At 71.2% G+C, this 24,108-nt stretch carries 23 protein-coding genes; 3 read left to right on the top strand and 20 right to left on the bottom strand.

What is annotated here, in order from left to right:
* Positions 1-63 precede the first annotated feature (63 nt).
* The 5 genes from LLS1_RS08475 to LLS1_RS08455 form a co-directional block, all read right to left on the bottom strand.
* Entirely contained in the window at positions 64-477 is a 414-nt protein-coding gene (locus LLS1_RS08475; RefSeq protein ID WP_226654722.1) for a helix-turn-helix transcriptional regulator, read from the bottom strand.
* Positions 474-3,980 carry a bifunctional RecB family nuclease/DEAD/DEAH box helicase gene (locus LLS1_RS08470; RefSeq protein WP_226654720.1) on the bottom strand — a complete coding sequence of 1,169 codons (3,507 nt, stop codon included), beginning with the start codon at positions 3,978-3,980 and terminating at the stop codon, positions 474-476. Before LLS1_RS08470 ends, LLS1_RS08475 begins: the two co-directional genes overlap by 4 nt.
* Positions 3,981-4,044: 64 nt before the next feature.
* Complete coding sequence (locus LLS1_RS08465) at positions 4,045-4,608, bottom strand: HhH-GPD-type base excision DNA repair protein (protein WP_226654718.1); 564 nt, start codon at positions 4,606-4,608, stop codon at positions 4,045-4,047.
* Between the two features lie 149 nt (positions 4,609-4,757).
* Positions 4,758-4,973, bottom strand: coding sequence for an SCO4848 family membrane protein (locus LLS1_RS08460; RefSeq protein ID WP_226654716.1), 216 nt, complete (start codon positions 4,971-4,973; stop codon positions 4,758-4,760).
* Positions 4,970-5,863 carry a LysR family transcriptional regulator gene (locus LLS1_RS08455; protein ID WP_226654714.1) on the bottom strand — a complete coding sequence of 298 codons (894 nt, stop codon included), beginning with the start codon at positions 5,861-5,863 and terminating at the stop codon, positions 4,970-4,972. Before LLS1_RS08455 ends, LLS1_RS08460 begins: the two co-directional genes overlap by 4 nt.
* Positions 5,864-5,955: 92 nt before the next feature.
* On the opposite strand from LLS1_RS08455, the gene LLS1_RS08450 reads away from it, so the two are divergent.
* Positions 5,956-7,212, top strand: a complete 1,257-nt coding sequence (locus LLS1_RS08450; RefSeq protein ID WP_226654712.1) for an MFS transporter — start codon at positions 5,956-5,958, stop codon at positions 7,210-7,212.
* A 28-nt stretch (positions 7,213-7,240) separates the two neighbouring features.
* Here the strand turns inward: LLS1_RS08450 and LLS1_RS08445 are convergent, their stop codons facing one another.
* The 8 genes from LLS1_RS08445 to LLS1_RS08410 form a co-directional block, all read right to left on the bottom strand.
* The gene (locus LLS1_RS08445) at positions 7,241-7,855 is read right to left on the bottom strand and encodes an NADPH-dependent F420 reductase (protein ID WP_226654710.1); all 615 of its coding nucleotides are present in this window, start codon (positions 7,853-7,855) and stop codon (positions 7,241-7,243) included.
* Between the two features lie 85 nt (positions 7,856-7,940).
* Positions 7,941-8,786 (bottom strand): endo alpha-1,4 polygalactosaminidase, encoded by an 846-nt coding sequence (locus LLS1_RS08440; RefSeq protein ID WP_226654708.1) that lies wholly within the window; start codon positions 8,784-8,786, stop codon positions 7,941-7,943.
* A gap of 185 nt (positions 8,787-8,971) precedes the next feature.
* Positions 8,972-9,829 (bottom strand): SseB family protein, encoded by an 858-nt coding sequence (locus tag LLS1_RS08435; RefSeq protein WP_226654706.1) that lies wholly within the window; start codon positions 9,827-9,829, stop codon positions 8,972-8,974.
* Positions 9,813-10,559, bottom strand: coding sequence for a bifunctional 1-(5-phosphoribosyl)-5-((5-phosphoribosylamino)methylideneamino)imidazole-4-carboxamide isomerase/phosphoribosylanthranilate isomerase PriA (priA, locus tag LLS1_RS08430; RefSeq protein WP_223357182.1), 747 nt, complete (start codon positions 10,557-10,559; stop codon positions 9,813-9,815). Before priA ends, LLS1_RS08435 begins: the two co-directional genes overlap by 17 nt.
* Positions 10,560-10,618: 59 nt before the next feature.
* Positions 10,619-11,260, bottom strand: coding sequence for an imidazole glycerol phosphate synthase subunit HisH (gene hisH / locus LLS1_RS08425; protein ID WP_226654705.1), 642 nt, complete (start codon positions 11,258-11,260; stop codon positions 10,619-10,621).
* Complete coding sequence (hisB, locus tag LLS1_RS08420) at positions 11,257-11,859, bottom strand: imidazoleglycerol-phosphate dehydratase HisB (protein WP_226654703.1); 603 nt, start codon at positions 11,857-11,859, stop codon at positions 11,257-11,259. The genes hisH and hisB overlap by 4 nt, the downstream gene beginning before the upstream one ends.
* Positions 11,856-12,974 (bottom strand): histidinol-phosphate transaminase, encoded by a 1,119-nt coding sequence (locus LLS1_RS08415; protein WP_226654701.1) that lies wholly within the window; start codon positions 12,972-12,974, stop codon positions 11,856-11,858. The genes hisB and LLS1_RS08415 overlap by 4 nt, the downstream gene beginning before the upstream one ends.
* A 102-nt stretch (positions 12,975-13,076) precedes the next feature.
* Positions 13,077-13,445, bottom strand: coding sequence for a LysM peptidoglycan-binding domain-containing protein (locus LLS1_RS08410; protein ID WP_223357190.1), 369 nt, complete (start codon positions 13,443-13,445; stop codon positions 13,077-13,079).
* 240 nt (positions 13,446-13,685) lie between these two features.
* On the opposite strand from LLS1_RS08410, the gene lexA reads away from it, so the two are divergent.
* Complete coding sequence (lexA, locus tag LLS1_RS08405) at positions 13,686-14,369, top strand: transcriptional repressor LexA (protein ID WP_223357192.1); 684 nt, start codon at positions 13,686-13,688, stop codon at positions 14,367-14,369.
* Positions 14,370-14,461: 92 nt separating this feature from the next.
* Here lexA and LLS1_RS08400 read toward each other — a convergent pair whose 3' ends face one another.
* From LLS1_RS08400 to hflX, 4 genes are all read right to left on the bottom strand, one after another.
* Positions 14,462-14,812 carry a metallopeptidase family protein gene (locus LLS1_RS08400; RefSeq protein WP_223357194.1) on the bottom strand — a complete coding sequence of 117 codons (351 nt, stop codon included), beginning with the start codon at positions 14,810-14,812 and terminating at the stop codon, positions 14,462-14,464.
* A gap of 82 nt (positions 14,813-14,894) precedes the next feature.
* On the bottom strand, positions 14,895-17,243 hold the full coding sequence (gene metE / locus LLS1_RS08395) for a 5-methyltetrahydropteroyltriglutamate--homocysteine S-methyltransferase (RefSeq protein ID WP_226654700.1): 2,349 nt from the start codon (positions 17,241-17,243) through the stop codon (positions 14,895-14,897).
* 21 nt (positions 17,244-17,264) lie between these two features.
* A complete protein-coding gene (locus LLS1_RS08390; protein ID WP_226654697.1) occupies positions 17,265-18,215 on the bottom strand; it encodes a methylenetetrahydrofolate reductase in 951 nt (316 codons plus the stop codon).
* Between the two features lie 225 nt (positions 18,216-18,440).
* Positions 18,441-19,952 (bottom strand): GTPase HflX, encoded by a 1,512-nt coding sequence (gene hflX / locus LLS1_RS08385; RefSeq protein ID WP_226654696.1) that lies wholly within the window; start codon positions 19,950-19,952, stop codon positions 18,441-18,443.
* 109 nt (positions 19,953-20,061) lie between these two features.
* On the opposite strand from hflX, the gene LLS1_RS08380 reads away from it, so the two are divergent.
* The gene (locus LLS1_RS08380; protein WP_226654695.1) at positions 20,062-20,643 is read left to right on the top strand and encodes a class I SAM-dependent methyltransferase; all 582 of its coding nucleotides are present in this window, start codon (positions 20,062-20,064) and stop codon (positions 20,641-20,643) included.
* A 45-nt stretch (positions 20,644-20,688) separates the two neighbouring features.
* Here the strand turns inward: LLS1_RS08380 and dapF are convergent, their stop codons facing one another.
* Genes dapF through miaB form a run of 3 tightly spaced genes read right to left on the bottom strand, consistent with a single transcriptional unit; the run spans position 20,689 to position 24,100 of the window.
* Positions 20,689-21,567, bottom strand: coding sequence for a diaminopimelate epimerase (gene dapF, locus LLS1_RS08375; protein WP_226654694.1), 879 nt, complete (start codon positions 21,565-21,567; stop codon positions 20,689-20,691).
* Between the two features lie 2 nt (positions 21,568-21,569).
* Positions 21,570-22,493 carry a tRNA (adenosine(37)-N6)-dimethylallyltransferase MiaA gene (gene miaA, locus LLS1_RS08370; protein WP_226655231.1) on the bottom strand — a complete coding sequence of 308 codons (924 nt, stop codon included), beginning with the start codon at positions 22,491-22,493 and terminating at the stop codon, positions 21,570-21,572.
* Entirely contained in the window at positions 22,490-24,100 is a 1,611-nt protein-coding gene (gene miaB / locus LLS1_RS08365) for a tRNA (N6-isopentenyl adenosine(37)-C2)-methylthiotransferase MiaB (RefSeq protein WP_226654692.1), read from the bottom strand. The genes miaA and miaB overlap by 4 nt, the downstream gene beginning before the upstream one ends.
* Positions 24,101-24,108: the final 8 nt, after the last annotated feature.

Here is a 24,108-nt window from a genome sequence, read left to right as displayed (position 1 = left end):
GAGGCGCTTCTCCAAAACTGCTCGCCCCGTCCTGGTGCGGTGCGCGCCCCGGCGCCGGCGGGCTCAGCTGCTCCGCTGACGCTCGCGCACGGGACGGACGCGCTGCTTGGCGATGCAGTCCGGCATCGCGGTGACGGAGAGGTGCTCGCGGGAGCGGTAGCTGGAGGGCGTCTCCCCCACCAGCTCGCTGAACTTCGCGCTGAACGACCCGAGCGACGTACAGCCAACCGTCATGCATGCGTCGGTCACGCTCATCCCGGTGCGGAGCAGGGCCATCGCGCGCTCGATGCGGCGTGTCATCAGGTAGCTGTACGGCGTCTCGCCGTAGGCGGCGCGGAATCGGCGCGAGAAGTGGGAGGCCGACATGTAGGCGTGCGCGGCGAGGGTCGGCACGTCGAGCGGCTTGGCGTAGTCGCGGTCGATGAGATCGCGCGCCCGCCGGAGCGCCGCGAGCGTCTGCAGCTCCTCGCGGTTCATCCCTCCACCGTAACCCGCGCGGCCTCCGGCGACCAGGCGGGGATGTCCTCCACGAGCCGGATGAACCCGCTGAGCTCGGTGACGCCCGCCGGGGTCGTCGGCAGGAACTCGGACAGTTCGGGCGAATGGACGAGGAAGGCCGCCCACTTCGCGCGCGAGATCGCGACGTTCAGACGGTTCTTCATCAGCAGGAACGACATGCCGCGCGGCGCGTCCGCGGCACTGGAGGCGGCGAGGCTCACGATCGCGATCGCGGCCTCCTGCCCCTGGAACTTGTCGACCGTCCCGACCCGCACGGCTGTGTGCCCGGCGGCGTCGAGCGCGGTGCGCACCTGCGCGAGCTGTGCGTTGAAGGGCGTGACCACGATGACGTCCTCGGGAGCGAGAGGTGCGTCGGCCGCACCGGCGGACGGGTCCGTCCAGGAGCGCCCGAGCACCGTGTCGACGAGCTCGACGACCACGGCCGCCTCTTCCGGCGACGCGGTCGCATTGCCGGTGTGCGCGACGGGGACGGGGTGCAGGCCCGGCTCCACGCCGTCGAGCACGCGGTCGCTCGCGGTGGGGTGGGCGTGCAGCCGCCCCTCGTACGAGAGCACGGAGACCGCGTCGGCCAGAGCCGGATGCATGCGGCGGCTCTCGGCGAGGAAGTAGCCGTACGCGGCCGGCAGCACGTCGTGCCCTTCGCTCACCCAACCCAGCGCCGAACCGTCGACCGGTTCGGGGTGGCGGCCCTGGCTGACCTGGGGCAGCTGCTGCGGGTCGCCGAGCAGCAGGAGGTTGCGCGCGGCGACACCGACGGCGATGGTCGAGGCGAGGGAGAACTGGCCCGCCTCGTCGACGACCAGGAGATCGAGGCTGTCGCGCGGCACACGGCCGGGGTTGGCGAAGTCCCAGGCGGTCCCGCCCAGCACGAAGCCGGACGCCGCGTTGTCCTCCGCGAAGACCAGGTGGGCGTCCGACGGGAGAACCGTGTAGGCCCGCTCGATGTCGGGAGCGGCGGAGGCACTCGCCGCCTTTCCGACCCGTGCGGGATCGAGCCCGGCCGCCACGACGCGGTCGAGCAGGTTCTCCACCACCGCGTGCGACTGGGCGACCACTCCGACGCGCCAGCCGTGCTCGGCGACGAGCCGGGCGATGACGTGCGCGCCGAGGTACGACTTGCCCGTGCCGGGAGGCCCCTGCACGGCGAGGTACGAGCGGTCGAGGTCGAGCAGGCTCGCCACCACCGCCGTGATGCGTCCGCCGCCGTCGGCCGGCCCCTCGTCGGCCAGCCGGCCCGAGCGTGTGCGCGGCGGTGTGCGGCGCAGCAGATCGACCGTCGCATCGACCGGCCAGGTGCCGCCACGCAGCGCGGCGAGGAGGTCGGAGCCCCACTCGCGGATCGCCTCGCCCAGCCGTCGTGCGTCCGGCGGCGCCGCGGGTGTGAGCGCCGTGGGCGTGTTGCGGTACGGGAGGACGTCCTTCGGCAGCGTCTCCCGAACCACGACGGAGCCGTCGTCGGTCGCTCCGATCACGGCGACGGTGCGGGCGGTGCGCGAGCCCGGCTGGGCACGCGGCTGGCGGTAGGGCCCCGGGAACTCGTAGAGCAGGAAGGGTCCGCTGCGCTCGCTGACGCGCACGGCGCTCCCCGCTCCCCACTGCCCGCTCAGGAGCAGCTCGCGGCGTTCGACACGCTGTCCGTCGTCCTGGTGCCAGTGGCGGACGACCCGCACCGACTCGACGGCGAGCACGTCGCGGGTCTCGGCCCACTCCTCGATCGGCTGGATGAGGCGGGCGTAGTGCGACTGCCAGAAGGTCTTCTGCTCGCGGCGGTGGAAGTCGATCGCGGCCGCCGCAAGGGCGATCGCCGCTCGATCGGGAGTGCGGTGGGGGTCGAGCGGATCGCCCGCGAACCCGAGCAGGGCGGCGCGCAACGGCGACTCCTCCGGGGCGGGTTCGAGGTCGTCGACGGGTGCCGCGCCGACCGGGATGCTGTTCTCCGCGGCGCGGTCGAGCAGCCAGTCGCGCAGGCGCAGGGTGCTGACGCAGTCGTAGCGGTTGTAGTCGGCGAGCGCGTCGAGCAACGGCTGCGCCTCGTCGTCTCGTCCCAGCGCCAGCAGGTCGCGGGCATTGGCGTACTCCGTGATCGAGTCGGCGCCGTTCGTGACTTCGCTGTGGCGCAATTCGTCGCCCATGTAGAGCGGTTCGAGCTTCTTGATCGAGTACGAGCGCGACCCCACTCGGACGGCCTTGCGCACCAGCGGGTACAGGTCGACCAGCACCGCGTCGCGCAGCAGGCCGTCGACCTCCTCTTCGCCGACGCCGTGGCGGGCGGCCAGCGCGAGCAGATGGGTCTGCTCGTAGGCCGCGTAGTGGTAGATGTGCAGCTGCGGGTACTGTCGGCGGCGCTCGCGCACGAACGCGAGGAACGCCTCCAGTGCCACCCGCTCGGCTGCGAAGTCGTGCCCCCAGAAGGCGGTGTACTCGGCGTCCACGTCGACCATGCCGAACAGGTAGTCGAGTCCCCAGCGCTCGCCCGCGCCCTCCGTGTAGAGCGGATCGCCCTCGAAGTCGAAGAAGAGGTCGCCCGGATCGGGCTGCGGAAGGGCCGCGAGCACGGGCGCGTTGTAGACCCGGACGGGAGGGGCCTCCCCCGGTGCGGCCCGCAGCTGCAGCCGAGCCTGTTCGCGCAGCCCCTCGAGCGTGCCGTCGGGGATCCCGTCGATCGGCCCGTCGGAGGCGGCCAACGAGTCGATGGTGTCGAGCCCCGCGGCGATCAGGCGGTCGCGCTGCGTGACGCGCATCCCCGCGACCAGGAGCACGTCGTGGGAGGCCTGCACCTCGGCGTCGCACGTGTCGCAGCGACCGCAGACGGTGAAGCGGGGGTCGCCCCACGCGACCGGACCCGGATCGGCCAGATGCGCGTCGATCACATCGAGCAGACGGGCGCGGCGCTTGCGATAGACCGGTTCGATGTCGGACAGCCGGTGCTCGCTCACGGATCCGTCGCCGAGGAGCAGCTCGACGGTCTCGTCGGTGTCCACCCCGAGCCGGCGCAGCTGGTCGGCGTAGGCGGCGAGCTGCAGCAGTGCGGTGACGCGCGCGCTGCGGGCGAGCTTGGAGTCCTGCACGCGGTAGCGGCCGTCGGGACGACGCACCACGAAATCGGCGAAGCCGACGAACGCCCCGTCGAAGAACGTCGCCTGGAACACGACCTCGGCCTCGGACCGGAACGCCTCCGAGGTGAGCGCGACGGCCTCCGCCAGAGCGTCCGCCGTCAGATTCTCGGGGCGCGCGATCTCGGCCACGCCGCTCCCGAAGGTCTCGCGGTAGCGCTCCAGGATGTGGTGCTCGTGCTCGTCGCCCAGCCGGGATGACCGCACGTACATCGGGTCCTCGATCTCGGGCGCCTTCTCGATGCGCCCGAGCTTGACGTCGAGCGAGCGCAGGAACGCGAACTCGCATTTGGAGGCCTCGGTCAGATCGCTGGCGCTGGTGACGATGACTCCGTCGAGCACGAACACGCGCTGCCCCTTCCGTCGAACCTCCCCTCAACCTACCGGGGACCCCCGACACCCCCGGAGCGGCTCAGCCCTTCGCCGCCGCCTTCATCGCGCGCTTGTGCTCGCGCACGAGGGTCAGCGACGCGGCGTCGACGATGTCGGCGACCGACCGGAAGCCCTCGGCACCGTAGTCCCCTGCCGCCTCGCGCCAGCCCGGCGCCTGCAGATCCTTCTGCTTGCCGAGCAGGGCGAGGAAGATCTTCGCCTTCTGCTCGCCGAAGCCGGGCAACGCTCTGAGACGGCGCAGCACCTCCGCGCCCGACGGATCGTCGCGCGTCCAGATCGCGGCCGTGTCGCCGCCCCAGTCGGAGACGATCGCGGCGGCGAGCGCCTGCACGCGACCCGCCATCGAGCCGGGAAAGCGGTGGACGGCGGGCGTCTGCTTCATCACGGCCGTCAGCTCGTCCGGGTCGAGCGCGGCGATCTGCGCGGGCTCGAGTGCGCCCAGCCGGTCGCGCAGCTTCGCCGGGCCGGCGAAGGCCGTCTCCATCGGCACCTGCTGGTCGAGCAGCATCCCGACCACGAGGGCGAACGGCGAGCTGTCGAGAAGGGCGTCCGCCGCGGCGTCGCCCGTGATGTTCACGGCCATGCCCTCATGGTCCCACGCACCCGCCTGCTCCGGAAAGCCGTACCGCCACACCGCTCAGTTCGCCGTTCAGACGGCGTTCTCACGCCGCCGCGCGTACAACTCCGGATCGGCGCGGGATCGCTCCGCAGGGCGATGTCGACGACGCGCACTCACTGCAGCAGCAGCGCGACCCCCGCGATCGCCGACAGCACCGCAAGCAGCAGCGCGACCGCCAGGAGCACCGCGTGAACGACGAGGAACGGGGTGGCCTTGCCTGCGGCGTCGCGGGCTCGGGCGTCCCGGCGGACGCGGGTGAAGAAGCGGGACCACGCGAAGACGTTGAAGGCGGCGTTGAGGAACAGGACGAGGGCGGCGAAGACGGTCATCGTGCCTCCAGCGTACGGGACCGGCCGAAGCGCTCGCTCAGGAGGTCGAGCATCGCGAGCGCGGCCGTGCTCGGGCGCGGGCGCGCGATCGCGTCCAGCCGCCACTCGATGCGCTCCCTCAGGGGGATCACGACGGCACCCGCGGCGGGGATGACCGTGAGAGCGGGAAGGACCGCGACGCCGAGGCGCGCGGCGACGAACCGCGGGATCTCGCCCAGATCGGACAGCTCCGTCGGCACACGGCGCGAGATGCCGCGCGCGGCGAGCTCCCGGTCGAGTGTGACCCGGTTGCCGAACCCCGCGCGGGCGTCGACCCACTGCTCGTCCGCCAGCTCGGCCAGCGACACCTCCGGGCGTCCGGCCAGCGCGTGATCGGCCGCGACCACGGCCACGAACGGCGAGACCGCCAGCTCGCGCTCGAGCAGCCCGGGCAGGCGATCCGGGAGGCCGACGAAGGCGACGTCGAGCCGCCCCTGCCGCACATCCTCCGCCAGCCCGGTCGAGCCGCTGGGCGACGGCCCGAGGCGCAGATCGACGAGGGGATGCCGCTGATGGAACTCCCCCATGATCCCCGGCAGGTCGATCGTCGTGAGGTTGGTGAAGATGCCGACCCGCACGACGCCGCGCAGCTCGCCGTCGCCGCGCGCCGCATCCCGAACGCGCTCGACGGCCCGCAGCGCCTCCCTGGCCTCCTCCAGCACGGCGACGCCCGTCGCGGTCGGCCGCACCCCGTGCGGATCGCGCTCGAACAGGGCGGCGCCGAGCTCTCGTTCGAGGGCCCGGACGCCGGCGGAGACCGTGGACTGGGCTGCGAACACCCTCTCGGCCGCGCGCGTGAAGTTGAGCTCTTCGGCGACGGCGACGAGGTATTCGAGCTGACGGGTCTCCATGGGCCCATGATAGTGCGGCCATCGATGATTCCGATGGCAGGCATCGATTCTATCCGTTGGACTCGATTGCCGGGGCGGTGCATTCTTCACATATGACCACCATCCGCGAACCCGAGACCGCTTCCGTCCCCGCACAGCACACCGCTCCGCTCCGCAGCGCCGGCGGCTGGCGCTTCCGCCATGATGCAGGATTCTGGGTCATCGCCGCAGCGTTCCTCGCGGTGATGGCGTTCTCCACCGTGCCGACCCCGCTCTATGCCCTGTACCAGGCGCGGGACGGGTTCCCCACCTGGGTGATCACCGTCGTCTTCGCCGCCTACGCGGTCGGGGTCATCGCCAGCCTGTTCCTCATCGGACATCTGAGCGACTGGGCCGGCCGCCGCAGGATGGTCCTGATCGCCCTGCTGGTCGAGCTCCTGGCCGCGGCCGTCTTCCTGGTGTGGAACGACGTCTCGGGTCTGATCGTCGCGCGCGTGCTCTCCGGTGTGGGGGTGGGTGCTCTCACCGCGAGCGCGACGGCGCATCTCAGCGAGCTCCGTGCGGTCGCCCGTCCGGAGGAAGGACCCCGGCTGGCCGGGACGGTCTCCACCGTCGTCAACACGGGCGGACTCGCCCTCGGTCCGCTGCTGGGCGGCGCGTTCGCGCAGTTCCTCCCTGCTCCGCTGCTGCTGCCGTACGTCGTGTTCCTGGTCGTGCTCGCACTGGCCTCGCTCGCGGTCGCGCTCGTGCCCGAGACGGTGGAGCGTGCCGAGGAGCGCCCCGCCTACCGTCCGCAGCGGATCTCGCTCCCCGCCTCGGCGCGCGGCGCGTTCTCCGCCGCCGCCGTCGCCGCGTTCGCCGGCTTCGCCGTCTTCGGCCTCTTCACCTCGCTCGCGCCGAGTGTGGTCTCCGGCGTCCTGCACCAGAGCTCGCACCTCCTCGCCGGCGCGGTCCCGTTCACCGTGTTCGCCGCCTCCGCCCTGTCGCAGATCGTGTTCGCGCGGTTGCGGATGCGCGCCCAGCTGGCCCTCGCCCTGGTGCTGATGCTCGTCGGACTCGCGGGTCTCGCCGCGGGCGTCCTGGTCGCGTCGTTGGCGGCGTTCCTGGTGAGCGGCATCCTGGCCGGAGCGGGCGTCGGCCTCCTCTTCCGCTCGGCCATCGGCGTGACGGCGGCGCTCTCCGCCCCCGAGCGGCGCGGCGAGGTCCTGGCGGCGATCTTCCTGGTCGCCTACATCGGTCTCGCCCTGCCCGTGCTCCTGGTGGGCGTCGCCCTGATCGTGTGGCCGCTCGTCCCCGTCCTGATCGTCTTCGTCGCGGCGGTCGGCGTGCTGGCCCTGGTGGGCGGACTGCGGATGCTGCGCACCGCCTGAACGGCGGCGGCCATCCGCCGGCGTGGCGTCAGCCGGGGAGGTCGATCACCCGCAGCGATGTCGCACGAGCGTAGCCGCCCTCGACGAGGTCGACCTCGAAGCCGGCCAGTCGCTCCAGGTGCCGTGAGACGCGCAGCGCGCCGACATCGAGAGGCTCGCAGCCGATCGCGACGACGAGCTCAGTGACGAGCGTCTTCGCCGGGCCGTCGTCGGCGGCCACCAGCACCTGCGGACTCCCGTCTCCGGCGAGCTGCTCCGCGTAGACCGTGTTGAAGGCCTTGACGACGATCGCGCCGGGCGCGGCCTCCGCCATCCGCTCGGCCAGCGACGGCCCGGCCCCGTAGCGGCTCTCGAAATGCGGCGGATCGATCGGGTTGCCCAGGTCGAGCACGACCCGACCGGCGAGCTCGCCGGCGAGCGCGCGCACGACCTCGAGAGCGGCCGTGTCCCGTACCGCGACGATGACGACGTCGCTCTGCGCCGCGTGGAGCAGGTCGGTCCCGGAGCTGGCGCCGACCTCGCGGGCCAGCGCCTCCGCCCGGAGGGGATCCCGCGACCCGACGACGACGTCGTGCCCGATGGCCGACAGCCGGCGGCCGAGCGCCGCGGTCATCGCGCCCGTGCCGAGGATGCCGATCCTCACCTGTCCTCCCCTCCGTCGATCCCCGTCCGACGGAGCGGGTGCGGACGATCGCACGTCCGCACCCGCTCCGTCTGCGGCCGATCGCTCAGCAGTACTCGTAGCGGTAGGCGCTGTTCCCCTTCGCGACCACGTCGCGGTCGCGGAGGATCACCGAGATGTTCTTGCCCTGCGCGGCGCACGCCTGGGTGTACGCGGAGCGGGGGTTGTCGGTGTACTCGATCTCGATGACGTTGTTCCCGTACACCGAGGTGTAGGCGTCGCACTCCGTGTTGTACTGGCACTCCTCGGCGATCGCGAAGTCGAAGCCGACCGCGTTCTTGCCGGCCGACCCGAGCTCCGTCGTGTTCTTCTGCGCGATCGCGAGGCCCTTCTGGTGCGCGTGCGCGGCGAGGAGCGTCGCCAGGTCGACGTTGTTCTGCTTCGTGAGCAGCTGCTTGCCGCCGCTCTTCGAGCGCGTCCAGGAGTCCAGGTTGTCCGGCTCGACCGCCTGGAATCCCTTGGTGGCGCACTCGTCGATCCAGCCGTTCACGATCGCGGCGATCCGGGTGCGCTTGGCCGCGGTGGACGTGTCGAGCAGGTACTCGTTCCACTCCGGGTCGCCGACCTTGACGCCCTTCGCGTTGCGGAGGATCAGGTCGTCGTTCGCGCCCGCCCACGTCGTGGTGTCGTCGGGCTGCGTCTGGAACGCATTGACGTAGCAGATGTTGTACTTCCCGGCGACCGGGGCGGCGGTGTGATCGCGGTCGACGATCCCGACGGACGCCGCCGGTGTGTACGGTCCGCCGATCTGGTAGTCGAACTGGGCGTTCACCGGCGGCGGCGCCGGTGTCCCCGTCGCCGCCTGGGCGGCCGTCCCGCCCGCCACGACCGACACGGCGATCGCGCCGGCCGACAGCAGGGTGGTGAGGATGGTGCGAGCTGAGGCACGCATCGGTGCTCCGATCTGCGGATGCCCCGCCTCGAGCGTGATCTCTGGCGTATCGCCCGGCGATCGTTCCCCCGACCGCCGGTAGGGCTCTCCACGGCGCGCTCAGGATACGAGGGGCGCGCGGGCCGACGCAAGAAACGCTCAATCGGACCGACGATTCGGGACCGCCGCCCGACCGTCGTGATCGCTCAGTCCGCCGCCACCAACTGCACCCGGAGGGAGTCCACGCGCGTCGCGATCACGTCGTCCGCGGCCCAGCGCTGGGCGAGCCGGGCCAGGATGACGTCCAGTTCCTCCCTGGTCAGGCCGGTGGCCAGCGCGAGCCGCACGACGAGCTCCTCCCCCCGCAACCGGTGGTCGGGGTCGCCGGCGTCCAACCGCACGGCGTGGACCCCGAGCTCCGTCGCGATCGACGCGTCGAAGGCGGCGGACACCTCGGGATCGCGGTGACTCGGCAGCCAGCGTTCCCCTCGCGCCACGGCCCAGACCGCGGGCCGCCGCAACACGAACTCCGTCTCGCTGGTCGGGTCGAGGACGATCAGTTCCGTCTCCTCGGAGGCCGCGGCGAGCGCGGCTCGACGGCCGTCGACAGGGACGGGACGCGCGGCGGGATTCCAGGTCTGCATCGCCGTCACGGACGAGAACACCGGCAGGACGCCCCGCCCGTCCGGGCCGGAGACCGTCACGATCGACAGCTCCTGCGACTTGTCCACCGTCAGTCCGGCATCGGTCGTGCCCTCGTCACCGAGTTCGGCTACGAGCGGGATGAGGAGGCGGGACTCCCCGAGCGCGTGCACGACCGCCTCGGGTCCGACCTCCCCCGCGCGGAACGCCGCGAGGGCGCCGAGCAGCGCGGGGGGCGCCGTTCCGTCGTCGTCACCGAACGGGTTGTCGTCGAAATGCCGCCCGTCCCAGGGCTGCCCGGCGGAGTCGGCGAGCGAGGCCGCGAAGCTCCGCAGGCGGTCGGCGCCCTGCTCGGTCGGCGTCGCGGGCGGGCGCGCCGCCGCGGCGTCCTGACCGTCGCCCGGGTCAGTAGCCCGCGACATCCAGCGCCTCGGGGAGCGTGAACGCGCCGGAGTAGAGCGCCTTGCCGACGATGGCGCCCTCGAGTCCCAGCGGGACCAGCTCGCGCAGGGCGGCGATGTCGTCGAGGTTCGCGATGCCGCCGGAGGCGACGACCGGGCGCTCGGTGCGGTCCATGACCTGACGCAGCAGGTCGATGTTCGGTCCGCGCAACGTGCCGTCCTTGGTCACATCGGTGACGACGTACCGGGCGCAGCCGGCCTCCTCGAGGCGGTCGAGGACCTGCCAGAGGTCGCCGCCGTCGCGCGTCCAGCCGCGCGCGGCGAGCGTCGTGCCGCGCACGTCCAGCCCGACCGCGATCGCCTCCCCGTACTGCCCGATCACGTGGGCGGCCCACTCCGGGTTCTCCAGCGCGGCGGTGCCGAGGTTGACGCGCGTCGCGCCGATCTCGAGCGCCTGCTCCAGCGATTCGTCGTCGCGGATGCCGCCCGAGAGCTCGATGTTGACGCCCTTGACCTGGCGGATGACCTTCTTGAGAAGGGACCGGTTCGACCCGCGGCCGAAAGCCGCATCGAGGTCGACCAGGTGGATCCAGTCCGCGCCGGCGTCCGCCCACTCGGCGGCCGCGTCGACCGGGTCGCCGTAGCTGGTCTCGCTGCCGGCCTCGCCCTGCGTCAGACGCACGGCCTTGCCATCCGCCACGTCGACGGCCGGGAGCAGGACGAGCTTCGGCGTCTTGTTGAATTCGCTCACAGTGTTTCCTCGTTCGGGCCCGCGGAACAGCGGGACGGATGATGCGCCGAGAGGCGGGTTCAGAGGGTGCCGATCCAGTTGCGCAGCAGCTGGATGCCGGCGACGCCGGACTTCTCGGGGTGGAACTGGGTGGCGCTCAGCGGGCCGTTCTCGACCGCGGCGACGAAGCGCGGACCGTGCTCGGCCCAGGTGACGCGCGGCTTCGGGAAGGGCCCCGTCACCTCGAGCGTCCAGTCCTGCGCGGCGTAGGAGTGGACGAAGTAGAAGCGCTCATCGCGCACGCCGGCGAACAGCACGGAGTCCTCTGGGGCGTCCACCGTGTTCCAGCCCATGTGCGGAACGACTTCGGCCTCCAGCAGCCCGACGGTGCCCGGCCACTCTCCGAGCCCCTCGGTCTCGACGCCGTGCTCGACGCCGCGCTCGAACAGCACCTGCATGCCGACGCAGATGCCGAGCACCGGTCGACCGCCCGCGAGCCGGCGGTCGATCACCTCGTCACCGTGCGAGGCGCGCAACGCATCGATTACCGCGGTGAAGGCACCGACGCCCGGCACCAGCAGGCCGTCGGCCTCCAGCGCACGCCGCCGGTCGCCGGTGAGCTCCACGTTCGCGCCCGCCGCCTCGAGCGCCTTGACGGCCGAGTGGACGTTGCCGGAGCCGTAGTCGAAGACGACGACGTCGGGTGTGCCGGAAGCCGTCACAGCGCGCCCTTGGTCGACGGGATGCCGGTCACCAGCGGATCCAGCGCCTTCGCCTGGCGGAACGCGCGCGCGAACGCCTTGAACTCCGCCTCCGCGATGTGGTGCGGGTCGCGCCCGCCGATGACGGTGACGTGCGTCGTCATGGCCGCGTTGAAGGAGATGGCCTCGAAGACGTGACGCACCATCGAGCCCGTGAAGTGACCGCCGATGAGGTGGAACTCGAACCCGGCGGGCTCACCGCCGTGCACCAGGTACGGGCGGCCGGAGAGGTCGACGACCGCCTGGACCAGGGCCTCGTCCAGAGGCACGAGCGCATCGCCGTACCGGGAGATGCCGCTCTTGTCGCCGAGCGCCTGGCGGATCGCCTGACCGAGCACGATGCCGACGTCCTCGACGGTGTGGTGCACGTCGATCTGCGTGTCACCGTTCGCGCGCACGCGCAGGTCGGTCAGCGAGTGCTTCGCGAACGCCGTGAGCAGGTGGTCGTAGAACGGGACGCTGGTGGCGATCTCGGAGACGCCCGTCCCGTCGAGGTCGAGGCTCAGCTCGATGCTCGACTCGCTGGTCTCGCGCTGCAGGCTGGCGGTGCGATCGGTCATGACTGCGAGTTTACTGGGACGGCGGACGCGCTGCCGGACGGGCGCCCGAGCGCGGCCAGCGCCTCCAGGAAGGCGGTGGTCTCTGACTCGGTCCCCGCGGTGACCCGCAAGTGGTTCGGGATGCCCACGTCGCGGATCAGGATGCCGCGCTCCAACAGCGCCTCGAAGACCGCGTGCGGGTCCTCCACTCCGCCGAACAGCACGAAGTTGCTGCCGCTGCGGTGCGGCGCGTATCCCAGTGCCGCGAGTTCGACGACGAGCCGGTCGCGCTGCTGCCGGATCTCCCCCACCATCGCGAGCATCTCGTCCGCGTGGGCGAGGGCGCCCAGCGCCGCCGCCTGGGTCAGCGCCGACAGGTGGTAGGGGAGGCGCACCAGACGAAGGGCGTCGACGACGGCCGGGTCGGCGGCGAGATAGCCGACGCGGGCGCCGGCGAAGGCGAAGGCCTTGCTCATGGTCCGCGAGACCAGGAGACGGGGGCGCCCTTCGAGCAGAGCGAGCGCGGACGGCTCTCCCTCGGGCATGAACTCGGCGTAGGCCTCGTCCACGACGACGATGCCACGGGCCGCGTCATACGCGGCTTCCATCGTCGCGAGGCTCAGCGGGGTGCCGGTGGGGTTGTTGGGCGAACAGAGGACGACGATGTCGGGGTCGGTGCGGCGGATCTCCGCCGCGGCGGTCTCCGGCGTCAGCTCGTAGTCGGCGTCGCGCGGCCCGGCGATCCAGTCGGTACCGGTGCCGGAGGCGAGCAACGGGTACATCGAGTACGTCGGGGCGAACCCGAGCAGGCTGCGGCCCGGCCCTCCGAACGCCTGCAGGATGTGCTGCAGCACTTCGTTGGATCCATTCGCCGCCCAGATCCGGCTCGCGTCGAGACCGTGGCCGAGGTAGCGCGCGAAGGCCTCGCGCAACTCCGTGAACTCGCGGTCGGGGTAGCGGTTGACGCCCGTGATGGCGACCGCGACGCGGGAGACGATGTCCGCCGCGACGTCCTCCGGCACCGGATGCGTGTTCTCGTTCACGTTGAGAGCGACGGGAACCGACTTCTGCGGGGCACCGTACGGCGTCCGTCCACGCAGGTCATCACGGATCGGGAGATCGGAAAGGGAGGTCACCCCTCCATGCTAGCCAGGTCGACCGGCACGACTCCCCCGTATGACGCCCGGTCGATCGCGCTGCTCAGTGCTCGTACTTGGTCTCAGTGCTCGTACTTGGTCTCAGTGCTCGTACTTGGTCGGGACCGCGAGCTGCTGCCCGGGCGACACGACGCCGGAGGCGTCGAGCCCGTTCAGCTGCACCAGGTCGGCGATGACGTCGCGAGGATCGGCGCTCGGCGCGATGCGCTCCGCGACCGTCCAGAGCGAGTCGCCCGACTCCACCGTCACGTGCTGGAAGGCCACGTGGGCCTGCTCGCTGGTCGCCACGGCGCCGCCCCCATTGAGCGCGAACACCAGGGCTCCGAGGATGAGCGGGAGAGCCGCGAGCGTCGTCAGCACAGCCCGACCGCGTCGCGTGAGACGCAGCCGCGTGCGTGCGCCCGCGGGAAGAGCGGGAATCGTGCTGCTCACCATCACCGTCGTGCTCATGGCCGTGACCTCCTCGTGCGTCGCTGATGCGAAGCTGTGTTCCGAATGTATCTTCGAATGTCCGAAACCGCAAGGCCCGATGCGCCCGAGAAATCCGCCCACGGATTTCGAGACACACTCGAACACATGTTTGTTTCCGGCCGTATCGTGGATACAGTTTCGATTGTCTGGAGTTCACCTTTCCAGGCACCACCGACATTCGGGACGAGCGGATGCGGTCGAGCTCACGAAGGGACGAGCGTGTCGAACGAGAATCAGGCTCCGCGGGGCGGCACGCGCCGCCGAAAGAACCTCAGCGAGAAGCAGCTCGCCATCCTCGACGTGATCCAGAAGTCCGTGAACCAGCGGGGCTATCCGCCGAGCATGCGCGAGATCGGCGACGCCGTCGGCCTCTCCTCCCTCTCGTCGGTCACTCACCAGCTCAACCAGCTGGAGCTGAGCGGGTACCTGCGCCGCGACCCGAACCGCCCCCGCGCCCTCGAGATCCTCATCGACCTGCCGTCGTCGTCGTCCGAGTCCGTCGACTACGAGAACCAGACCCCTGTCGGCGACGCCGCGATGGTCCCGCTCGTCGGCCGGATCGCCGCCGGCGTGCCGATCACGGCCGAGCAACAGGTGGAGGAGGTCTTCCCCCTCCCCCGCCAGCTGGTCGGCAACGGCGAGCTCTTCATGCTCAAGGTCGTCGGCGAGTCGATGATCGACGCCGCCATCACCGACGGCGACTGGGTCGTGGTGCGCCAGCAGAACACCGCGGAGAACGGCGACATCGTGGCGGCGATGCTCGACGAGGAGGCCACCGTCAAGGTCTTCCGGCAGCGCGACGGCCACACGTGGCTGCTGCCGCGCAACTCCAACTTCGAGCCGATCCTCGGCGACTACGCGCAGATCCTCGGCAAGGTCGTCGCCGTCCTCCGCGCCGTCTGACCCCTCCCGGGCGTCACGATTTGGACCAAATGTCGCGTTTGCCGAGCCGATAAGCGTTATTTAGTCCAAAATGCGCATGGGGATGTCGCGCATCAGGCCCAGCCGAGCTCCTGCAGCTTCGCGTCGTCGAGGCCGTAGTAGTGCCCGATCTCGTGCACCAGCGTCACCCGCACACGGGCGCGCAGTTCGTCGACGTCCGAGCAGCTCTCCTCCAGGTTGTTGCGGAACAGCGTGATGCGGTCCGGCAGCTCACCGAATCCATAGACGCCGCGGGTCGTCAGCGGCCGTCCGCTGTAGAGCCCGAACAGGCGCGGCCGCTCCCCCGACGGCTGGTCCTGGATGAGGAACGCCACGTTGTCGAGGTGCCCGACGATCGCGTCCGGCAGCGCGTCGAACACGGCGCCCACCAGCTCCTCGAACTCGGCGTCGGTCATCTGCACCATGCGCCCATCCTCGCGCACGGGGGCACGGCAGAGGGGCGCCGTCCGCCCACGGCGGAACGACGCCCCTCGGCGACCGGGAGGGTCAGGCCTCGACGGACACGCGCTCGCGCACCGCGCGCGTCGCCTCGATGATGTTGCGCAGCGATGCGACGGTCTCGTCGTATCCCCGTGTCTTCAGTCCGCAGTCCGGGTTGACCCAGAGCTGGCGACCGGGGATCGCGCCGAGCGCCGTCTCAAGCAGCTCGGTGACCTCGGCGACGGAGGGGACGCGCGGCGAGTGGATGTCGTAGACGCCCGGGCCGATGCCGTGCTCGAAGCCGGAGGTCTGGATGTCGTGCACGACCTCCATGCGGCTGCGCGCGGCCTCGATGCTGGTGACGTCGGCGTCGAGGTTGCGGATCGCGTCGATGACCACACCGAACTCCGAGTAGCAGAGGTGGGTGTGGATCTGCGTCTCGTCACGCACGCCGGCCGTCGCGAGCCGGAAGGAGCCGACCGACCAGTCCAGGTACTCGTCCTGCGCGGCACGCTTCAGCGGCAGCAGCTCGCGCAGCGCGGGCTCGTCCACCTGGACGACGCGGATGCCCGCAGCCTCGAGGTCCTCGATCTCGTCGCGCAGCGCGAGCGCGACCTGGCGGGCGGTCTCGCCGAGCGGCTGGTCGTCGCGCACGAACGACCAGGCGAGGATCGTCACCGGACCCGTCAGCATCCCCTTGACCGGCTTGTCGGTGAGGCTCTGCGTGTACGTCGACCAGTCGACCGTGATCGGCTTCGGTCGCGAGACGTCCCCCCACAGGATGGACGGACGCGTGCAGCGCGATCCATAGGACTGCACCCAGCCGTTCTGGGTGACGGCGAACCCGTCGAGGTTCTCCGCGAAGTACTGCACCATGTCGTTGCGTTCGGGCTCGCCGTGCACGATGACATCGATGCCGATCTCCTCCTGCAGGTCGACGACGCGCTTGATCTCGGCCTGCATCCTGGCGAGGTACTCCGCCTCGGTGATGAGCCCTTTCACCAACTGTGCGCGGGAGCGGCGGATGTCTCCGGTCTGCGGGAAGGAGCCGATGGTCGTGGTCGGGAGGAACGGCAGGCCGAGCGCCGAATCCTGGGCTGCGAGCCGGTCCTCGTAGGCGCCACGGCGGAAGTCGGCCCCGGTGAGCGCGGCCTCGCGGGCGCGCACCGCGTCGACGCGGACGCCCGGGGCGGAGGCGCGGTCGGCGAGCGACGCGGTCGCCGCCGTGAGCTCGTCCTGGATGGCCTCGTGGCCGTCCACCAGGCCGCGGGCCAGCACGGCGACCTGCCCGACCTTCTGGTCGGCGAAGGCGAGCCACCCCTTCAGGCGAGCGTCGAGGTCGGGCTCGTCCTCGACGTCGTGCGGCACGTGCAGCAACGAGGTGGAGGTGGAGACGGCGACGTCCGGGCTGAGCGACAGCAGCTCGGTGAGCGTGCCGAACGCGGCCTCGAGATCGCCGCGCCAGATGTTGTGGCCGTCGATCACGCCGCCGACGACGGTCTTGGTCGCGAGCGACCCGGCTGTCGCCGCGTCCAGCCCGGTCGGCAGCGAGCCTCGGACGAGGTCGAGTGAGAGGGCCTCGATCGGCGCGGCGGCGAGGACGGGGAGTGCGTCGTCCAGGCTGCCGTACGGTGCGGCGACGAAGATCGCCGGGCGGTCGGCTGCGCCGCCCAGCGCGGAATAGGCAGTGCGGAGCGCCTCCAGGACGGCCTCCCGCGGCTCCTCGATGCTCTCGCTGACGAGGGCCGGCTCGTCGAGCTGCACCCACGGTGCGCCGGCGGCGTCGAGCCGGGCGAGCAGTTCGCGGTACACCGGCAGGAGGTCGGCCAGGCGCGACAGCGGCCGGAAGCCCTCCGGCGCCTCGTCCGACGCCTTGCTGAGCAGCAGGAACGTCACCGGGCCGACGATCACCGGTCGGGTGACGAAGCCGGCGCCGCGCCCCTCCTCGAACTCGCGGACGAGACGGTCCGACGCGAGGCGGAAGTCGGTCTCCGGACCGATCTCCGGCACCAGATAGTGGTAGTTGGAGTCGAACCACTTCGTCATCTCGAGCGGGGCGTTGTCGCCCTCGCCGCGCGCGATGGTGAAGTAGCCAGCGAGGTCGACGGAGCCGTCCGCGCGAGCGAGGCCGGCGAACCGGCTCGGTACGGCGCCGACGGCGACGGCCGCGTCGAGCACCTGGTCGTAGTAGCTGAAGCTCTCGGGGATGGAGGCATCGTCGCGGCCCAGCCCGAGGCTCGCGAGCCGTTCGCGGGTGGCGGCGCGCAGTCCGGCCGCGGTCGCTTCCAGCTCTGCGGCATCGATCGCGCCGGCCCAGAAGGACTCGACCGCCTTCTTGAGCTCGCGACGGCGGCCGATGCGCGGGTAGCCGAGGATCGTTCCCGCCGGGAAGGCGGCACGGGAGGTGGAGGTCATGGTGGAGCCCTTTCGGTTGCGTCAGGAGGTGGAGACGGCGGTGGTGGCGTCGGCGGGCAGGACGCCGATCCGGTCGAGGACGGACAGCACCGCCTCGCTCTGGTTGAAGGTGTAGAGGTGGAGGCCGGGGGCGCCGCCGTCGAGCAGGCGCCGGCCCAGGTTCGCAGCCCACGCGATGCCGATCTCGCGGCGGCCCTCGTCCGTGGGCTCTACCTCGAGCTGGATGGCCAGGTCGCTGGGGAGGTCCTCGCCGCTCAGCTCGAGCATGCGGGCGAGGCGCCCCGGCGATGTCACCGGCATGATGCCGGGCAGGATCGGGAAGGTGACACCCGCGTCCTTGGCCTTCTGCGCGAACGACAGGTAGTCCTCGGCGTGGAAGAACAGCTGGGTGATCCCGAGGTTGGCGCCGGCGGCCTGCTTGGCGAGCAGCGCGTCGATGTCCTGCGACAGCGAATGGGAGGCGGGATGCCCGTTGGGGAACGCCGCGACCGCGATCTGCACGTGCTCGCGATGGGCGAGCACGGCCTGGGCGTGCAGCTCCGGCACCGGCAGCTCCCCGTACGGAACGCGCTCCGCCTGGACGCGGTGGATGAGCTGGACCAGTTCGGCCGAGCTGCGGATGTCGCCGAGGCCGTCGTCGCCGGGTGCGGCGTCCTCCGGCGGGTCGCCGCGCACGGCCAGAAAGCGCCGGACCCCCGCGTCGAGGAATTCACGGATGAGCCGGTTGGCCTCCTCGTGGGACGAGCCGACGCACGTGAGGTGCGCCATCGGGCTGACGTCGGTGTGCTCCAGGATCTGACGGAGCACATCGAGCGAGGAGGTCCGCGACGAGCCGTTCGCCCCGTACGTGACGGAGATGAAGTCCGGTCGGGCGGCGGCGAGCCGCCCGATGGTCGCGGGCAGCGCGGCGGCGGCGCGCTCGTTGCGCGGCGGGTAGAGCTCGAAGGAGTACCGGGAGGTGGTACAGCTCATGGCGTCCTCAGGTGGTCGATCAGCGGCACGGGCACCCGGCCCGGCCGACGGCGCGCGTCGGGCGGAGCGGGTTCACGGGCGGGTGCCGGGCTCGGCTGTCGCACCACCGAGCGGATGACCGCGTCGGTTGAGTGAAGAATCTACAGGCGACGAAGGCCGGACGGAATCGTCTGCGTCATCATTCGACACACGCTTCCGTCCGGTCTCCTCAACGCCGGTCGTCGTTCAGACCGCGAACGGCTCGAACACCGCCGCGTACTCCGGCATGATCTTCGCGTGGACCCGCGTGCCCTCCTCCACGTATTCCGTGGAGAGCACACGTCCGCGCTCGTGCAGGGCCGAGATCAGGTCGCCCCTGTCGTACGGCACAACGAGCCGCACCTCGACCGACAGATCGGGCAGCAGCCGGGCGATCGCGGCGAGCACTTCGTCGATCCCCTCGCCCGTGCGGGCGGAGGCGAAGATCGCGCCGGGCTCCAGCCCGCGCAGCACCAGCCGCTCGTCCGGGCCGATCAGGTCGGCCTTGTTGAAGACCACGATCTCCGGGATGTCGCGCGCCCCGACCTCGCCGATCACATCGCGGACCGTCGCCAGCTGCGACGCCGGGTCGGGATGCGAGCCGTCGACGACGTGGAGGATCACATCGGAGTCGGCCACCTCCTCCAGCGTCGAGCGGAACGCCTCCACCAGCTGGTGCGGCAGGTTGCGCACGAACCCGACGGTGTCGGCGAGGGTGTACAGACGGCCGTCGGCGGTCACCGAGCGGCGCACGGTCGCGTCGAGCGTGGCGAACAGGGCGTTCTCGACGAGCACGCCCGCCTTGGTCACACGGTTCAGAAGGCTCGACTTGCCGGCGTTGGTGTAGCCGGCGATCGCGACGGAGGGCACGGAGTTGCGGTTGCGGTTCGCGCGCTTCGCCTCGCGGGCGGGCTTGAACCCCGCGATCTGCTTGCGCAGTTTCGCCATCCGGGTGTGGATGCGCCGACGGTCCAGCTCGATCTTCGTCTCACCGGGACCGCGCGACCCCATGCCCGCACCGGCGCCGCCGACCTGCCCACCGGCCTGGCGAGACATCGACTCGCCCCAGCCGCGCAGGCGCGGAAGCAGGTACTCGAGCTGCGCGAGCTCGACCTGCGCCTTGCCCTCGCGACTCTTGGCGTGCTGGCTGAAGATGTCGAGGATCACCGCGGTGCGGTCGATCACCTTCACCTTCACGACGTCCTCGAGCGCGCGCCGCTGGCTCGACGCCAGCTCGGTGTCGGCCACGACGGTGTCCGCGCCGAGCGCGGCGACGATGCCCGCCAGTTCCTCCGCCTTGCCGCGCCCGAGGTAGGTGCTCGGGTCCGGATGCGGGCGGCGCTGGAGCAGGCCGTCGAGCACGACGGCGCCCGCGGTCTCCGCCAGGGCGGCGAGCTCGCGCATGGAGTTCTCGGCGTCCTGCAGGGTGCCCTGCGAGTACACGCCGATGAGCACCACGTTCTCGAGTCGGAGCTGCCGGTACTCGACCTCGGTGACGTCCTCGAGCTCGGTCGAGAGTCCGCTGACGCGGCGGAGTGCCGCGCGCTCCTCCCGGTCGAACTGCTCGCCGTCGTGCGAGCCGTCGGCGGTCGCCGTGGACTGGAGCGCCTGCGCGCCCGTCCCGAACAGCGTCAGGCTCGCACGGTTCTTCTCGGTCGCGAGCACGCGCGCGACGACGTCGTCGGTGCCGTGTTCTTCGATTTCGGTTCGTTCAGTCATTCTTCGTCCCCGTTCCGGGTCCATCCCAGTTTGTCAGTTCGGCTGCGTCCTGTACGGTCCTCTTATGGCGAGCGGAGACCACTACTTTTCCACGGCTCCCGAGAGTGAGATGAACCTGCGGCCGATCACCGTACGGCTGGCCGGCCAGACGTACGAGCTGACGACCGCGAACGGCATCTTCAGCCCCGAGCGCATCGATACGGGAACGAGAGTCCTGCTCGACCATGTCCCCGCTGCGCCGCCCGGAGGTCAGTTCCTCGACCTGGGCTGCGGCTGGGGACCGCTGGCTCTCACACTGGCTCTCGAATCCCCTCATGCGACGGTCTGGGCCGTCGACGTCAACACCCGAGCCCTGGATGTGGTGCGCTTGAACGCGCAGAAGCTCGGTCTCACCAATGTTAACCCCGTCACCCCCGACGATGTTCCCGACGACCTGCTGTTCACGGCGATCTGGTCCAATCCGCCCATCCGGATCGGCAAGGACGAGCTGCACAACATCCTCACCCGCTGGCTCCCGCGCCTCGAGCCGGGGTCGGACGCGTGGCTGGTCGTGCAGCGCAATCTGGGCAGCGACTCCCTGCACCGCTGGATCGAGGCGGCCCTGCCTGAGCTGAAGACGACGCGCGCCGCGATCTCCAAGGGCTACCGCGTCCTCCGCTCGCACCGGCCGCGGCGCACCGCCGACGACTGAACCTCCGGGACGCGGCCGGAGCATTCGCGCCCAGTGCCGCTCTGCTCAGGCGAGCTCGAGGGTGCCCGTGTAGACCAGTTCCGCCGGGCCGCTGAGGGCGACGTGCTCGCCGTCCTCCGTGGCGAACATGCGCACGCCCACGGTCCCGCCCGGCACGTCGACGCGCCACTGATTCGGTGCGCCGTCGCCCGCCCAGTACCGCACCGCGAGCGCCGCGGCGGCCGCGCCTGTTCCGCACGAGAGCGTCTCCCCGCTGCCGCGCTCGTGCACGCGCATCCGGATGCGGCCGACGCCGTCCTTGACGAGCGGCTCGTGCGGCACGACGAACTCGACGTTCGCGCCGTGCTCGGGCGCCGGCTCGAGGTGCGGGATGTACGTGAGGTCGGCGGCCTCCAGCTCGCTCTCGTCCGCGACCGCGACGACGACGTGCGGGTTGCCCATGTCGATGCCGAGGCCCGGGCGCGCGACCGGGAGCTCCTTCGCGCGCACCAGAGGCTCACCGCCGTCGAGGTCCCAGCGCCCGAGGTCGACCTGGAATCCGGTGAGAGTGCGCTGCACGTCGCGGACGCCTGAGCGTGTCCCGATGGCGAGGGTGTCCCCGTCGGCGAGCTCCACGAGCCCCGATTCGATCAGGAAGCGGGTGTAGACGCGGATACCGTTGCCGCACATCTCGGCCGCCGATCCGTCGGCGTTGTAGTAGTCCATGAACCACTCGGCGCCCTCGTCCTCCGCGAGTGCCTCGACGCCCTCCGGGAGGTGCTTGGACTTCACCGCACGGATGACGCCGTCGGCTCCGACGCCGAAGTGGCGGTCGCAGATCTCGGCGATCTGCGCGGCCGTCAGCGGAAGCCGCCCGTCCGGGTCGGAGTAGAGCACGAAGTCGTTGCCCGTGCCCTGACCTTTGGTGAAGTGGAGTGTCGCCATGTTCACAGCCTAGCGAGCGCCGCGTCCACGATCGCCGGGTCGTCGTACGCCAGCCAGTGGAGGTCCGGGTACCGTTTGAACCAGCTCACCTGGCGTCGCGCGTAGCGACGGGTCAACTGCTGGGTCCGGCCGATCGCCTCGGCCGTCGTCAGCTCGCCGCGCAGCTCGGCGAGGGCCTGGGCGTATCCGATGGCGCGGCCCGCGGTGACGCCGCGCTCGATCCCTCGAGGGATCAGGCCGCGCACCTCGTCGAGCAGGCCGTCGGCCCACATGCGCTCGACGCGGGCGTCGAGCCGGGTCACGAGCTCGTCGCGCGGCGCCGCCAGTCCCAGGAGCGTCACCGGCCGCCAGGGAACGGGCGACTCCGGCAGGGTGCCGCTCACCGGCTCGCCGGTCAGCTCGGCGACCTCCAGGGCGCGCACGATGCGTCGGCCGTTCGTCGACCCGATGCGCGCGGCGGCCACGGGGTCGACCGCGGTCAGCCGTCGGTGGAGCATCCCCGGTCCCTGCGCCGCGAGCTCGGTCTCGAGACGCGCCCGCAGCTCCGGGTCGGTGCCGGGGAACCGGAAGTCGAACACCACGCTGGAGACGTAGAGCCCGGATCCGCCGACCAGGATCGGGACCGCACCGCGCGCCAGGATGTCGTCGACCGCGGCCCGCGCCTCGGGCTGGTACCGGGCGACCGTGGCCTCCTCGGTGACGTCGAGGACGTCGAACAGGTGGTGCGGCACGCCGCGCCACTCGCTCGCGGGGATCTTGGCCGTGCCGATGTCCATGCCGCGGTAGAGCTGCATGGCGTCGGCGTTGACGACCTCCGCGGCCTGTCCGCGCGCGCGCAGGCGCTCGGCGAGCGCGAGCGAGAGGTCGGTCTTGCCGGTTCCGGTGGCCCCGACGATCGCGACGACGCCGGGGCCGTCGGCGTTCAGCGCTGGCCGTCCGTCGGGTCGTAGATCGGCATCGTCCCGACGCCGGGCGAGGTCAGCGGCTCGCGCGTGCGCAGCGTCGGGAGACCGAGAGACACGCGACCGCCGGTGTCGGCCGTCGCCCCCGAACCGTGGGAGGGGACGGCGCAGGACTCGGCTTCGGCACGATCCCACGCGTCGCCCGCCTGCGTCCGGCGCACCCGGAACGGGCCGTCGGCGACGGCATCGGCGATGAGGTAATGCGGAGCGGCCTGCGTGACGCGCACCGTGACCACATCGCCCGGCCGCGGCGCCTCCGCTCCCGCCGGGAGCTCGAAGTGCACCAGGCGGCTGTCGCGGGCGCGACCGCTGAGCCGGCGCGTGTCGGCGTCCTTGCGGCCCTCGCCGTTGGCGACGAGCAGCTCGACCTCGCGGCCCACCAGCTTCTCGTTCTCTTCGAGAGAGATGCGCTCCTGCAGTGCGATCAGGCGGTCGTAACGCTCCTGCACGACCTCCTTGGGCACCTGGTCCTCCATCGTCGCGGCGGGGGTGCCGGGACGGATCGAGTACTGGAATGTGAACGCCGAGGCGAACCGGGCCGCCTCCACGACGCGCATGGTCTCGAGGAAGTCCTCCTCGGTCTCGCCGGGGAACCCGACGATGATGTCGGTGCTGATCGCGGCGTCCGGCAGCTTGGCGCGCACGCGGTCGAGGATGCCGAGGAACTTCTCGGAGCGGTACGACCGGCGCATGCTGCGGAGGATCCGGTCGGAACCCGACTGCAGCGGCATGTGGAGCTGGGGCATGACGTTCGGCGTCTCGGCCATGGCGTCGATCACATCGTCGGTGAACGCCGCCGGGTGCGGGCTGGTGAACCGGATGCGCTCCAGGCCCTCGATGCGCCCGGCCGCCCGCAGCAGCTTGCTGAACGCCTGCCGGTCGCCGAACTCCACGCCGTAGGAGTTCACGTTCTGCCCGAGCAGGGTGACCTCGATCGCGCCGTCGTCGACGAGTGCCTGGATCTCCGCGAGGATGTCGCCCGGGCGACGGTCCTTCTCCTTGCCGCGCAGCGAGGGCACGATGCAGAAGGTGCAGGTGTTGTTGCAGCCCACCGAGATGGAGACCCACCCGGAGTAGGAGGAGTCGCGCTTCGTCGGCAGTGTGGAGGGGAACGTCTCGAGCGACTCGAGGATCTCGATCTCGGCGTCGTCGTTGTGGCGCGCGCGCTCGAGGAGGCTCGGTAGCGCACCCATGTTGTGGGTCCCGAAGACGACGTCGACCCATGGCGCCTTCTCGAGGATGACGTTCTTGTCCTTCTGCGCGAGGCAGCCGCCGACGGCGATCTGCATGCCCTCGTGGCGGCGCTTGATGCCGGCGAGGTGTCCGAGGTTGCCGTACAGCTTGTTGTCGGCGTTCTCGCGCACGGCGCAGGTGTTGATGACGACGATGTCGGCCTCGGCGCCCTCGGCCGGAACGTAGCCGGCGGCTTCGAGGGACCCGCTGAGCCGCTCGGAGTCGTGCACGTTCATCTGGCAGCCGAACGTGCGGACCTCGTAGGTCCGTGCCGTGCCGTCGGCACGGAGGGCTGCCGCCGAGGGCTCGATGACGCTGCGCTGTTCGATGATGCTCATGATGCCGA

The sequence above is a fragment of the Leifsonia sp. LS1 genome (assembly GCF_020521355.1).
In the GTDB taxonomy this organism is placed as follows: domain Bacteria; phylum Actinomycetota; class Actinomycetes; order Actinomycetales; family Microbacteriaceae; genus Leifsonia.
Note: the sequence above shows the minus strand (reverse complement) of the source record. Positions and strands in the feature narration are given on the sequence as shown.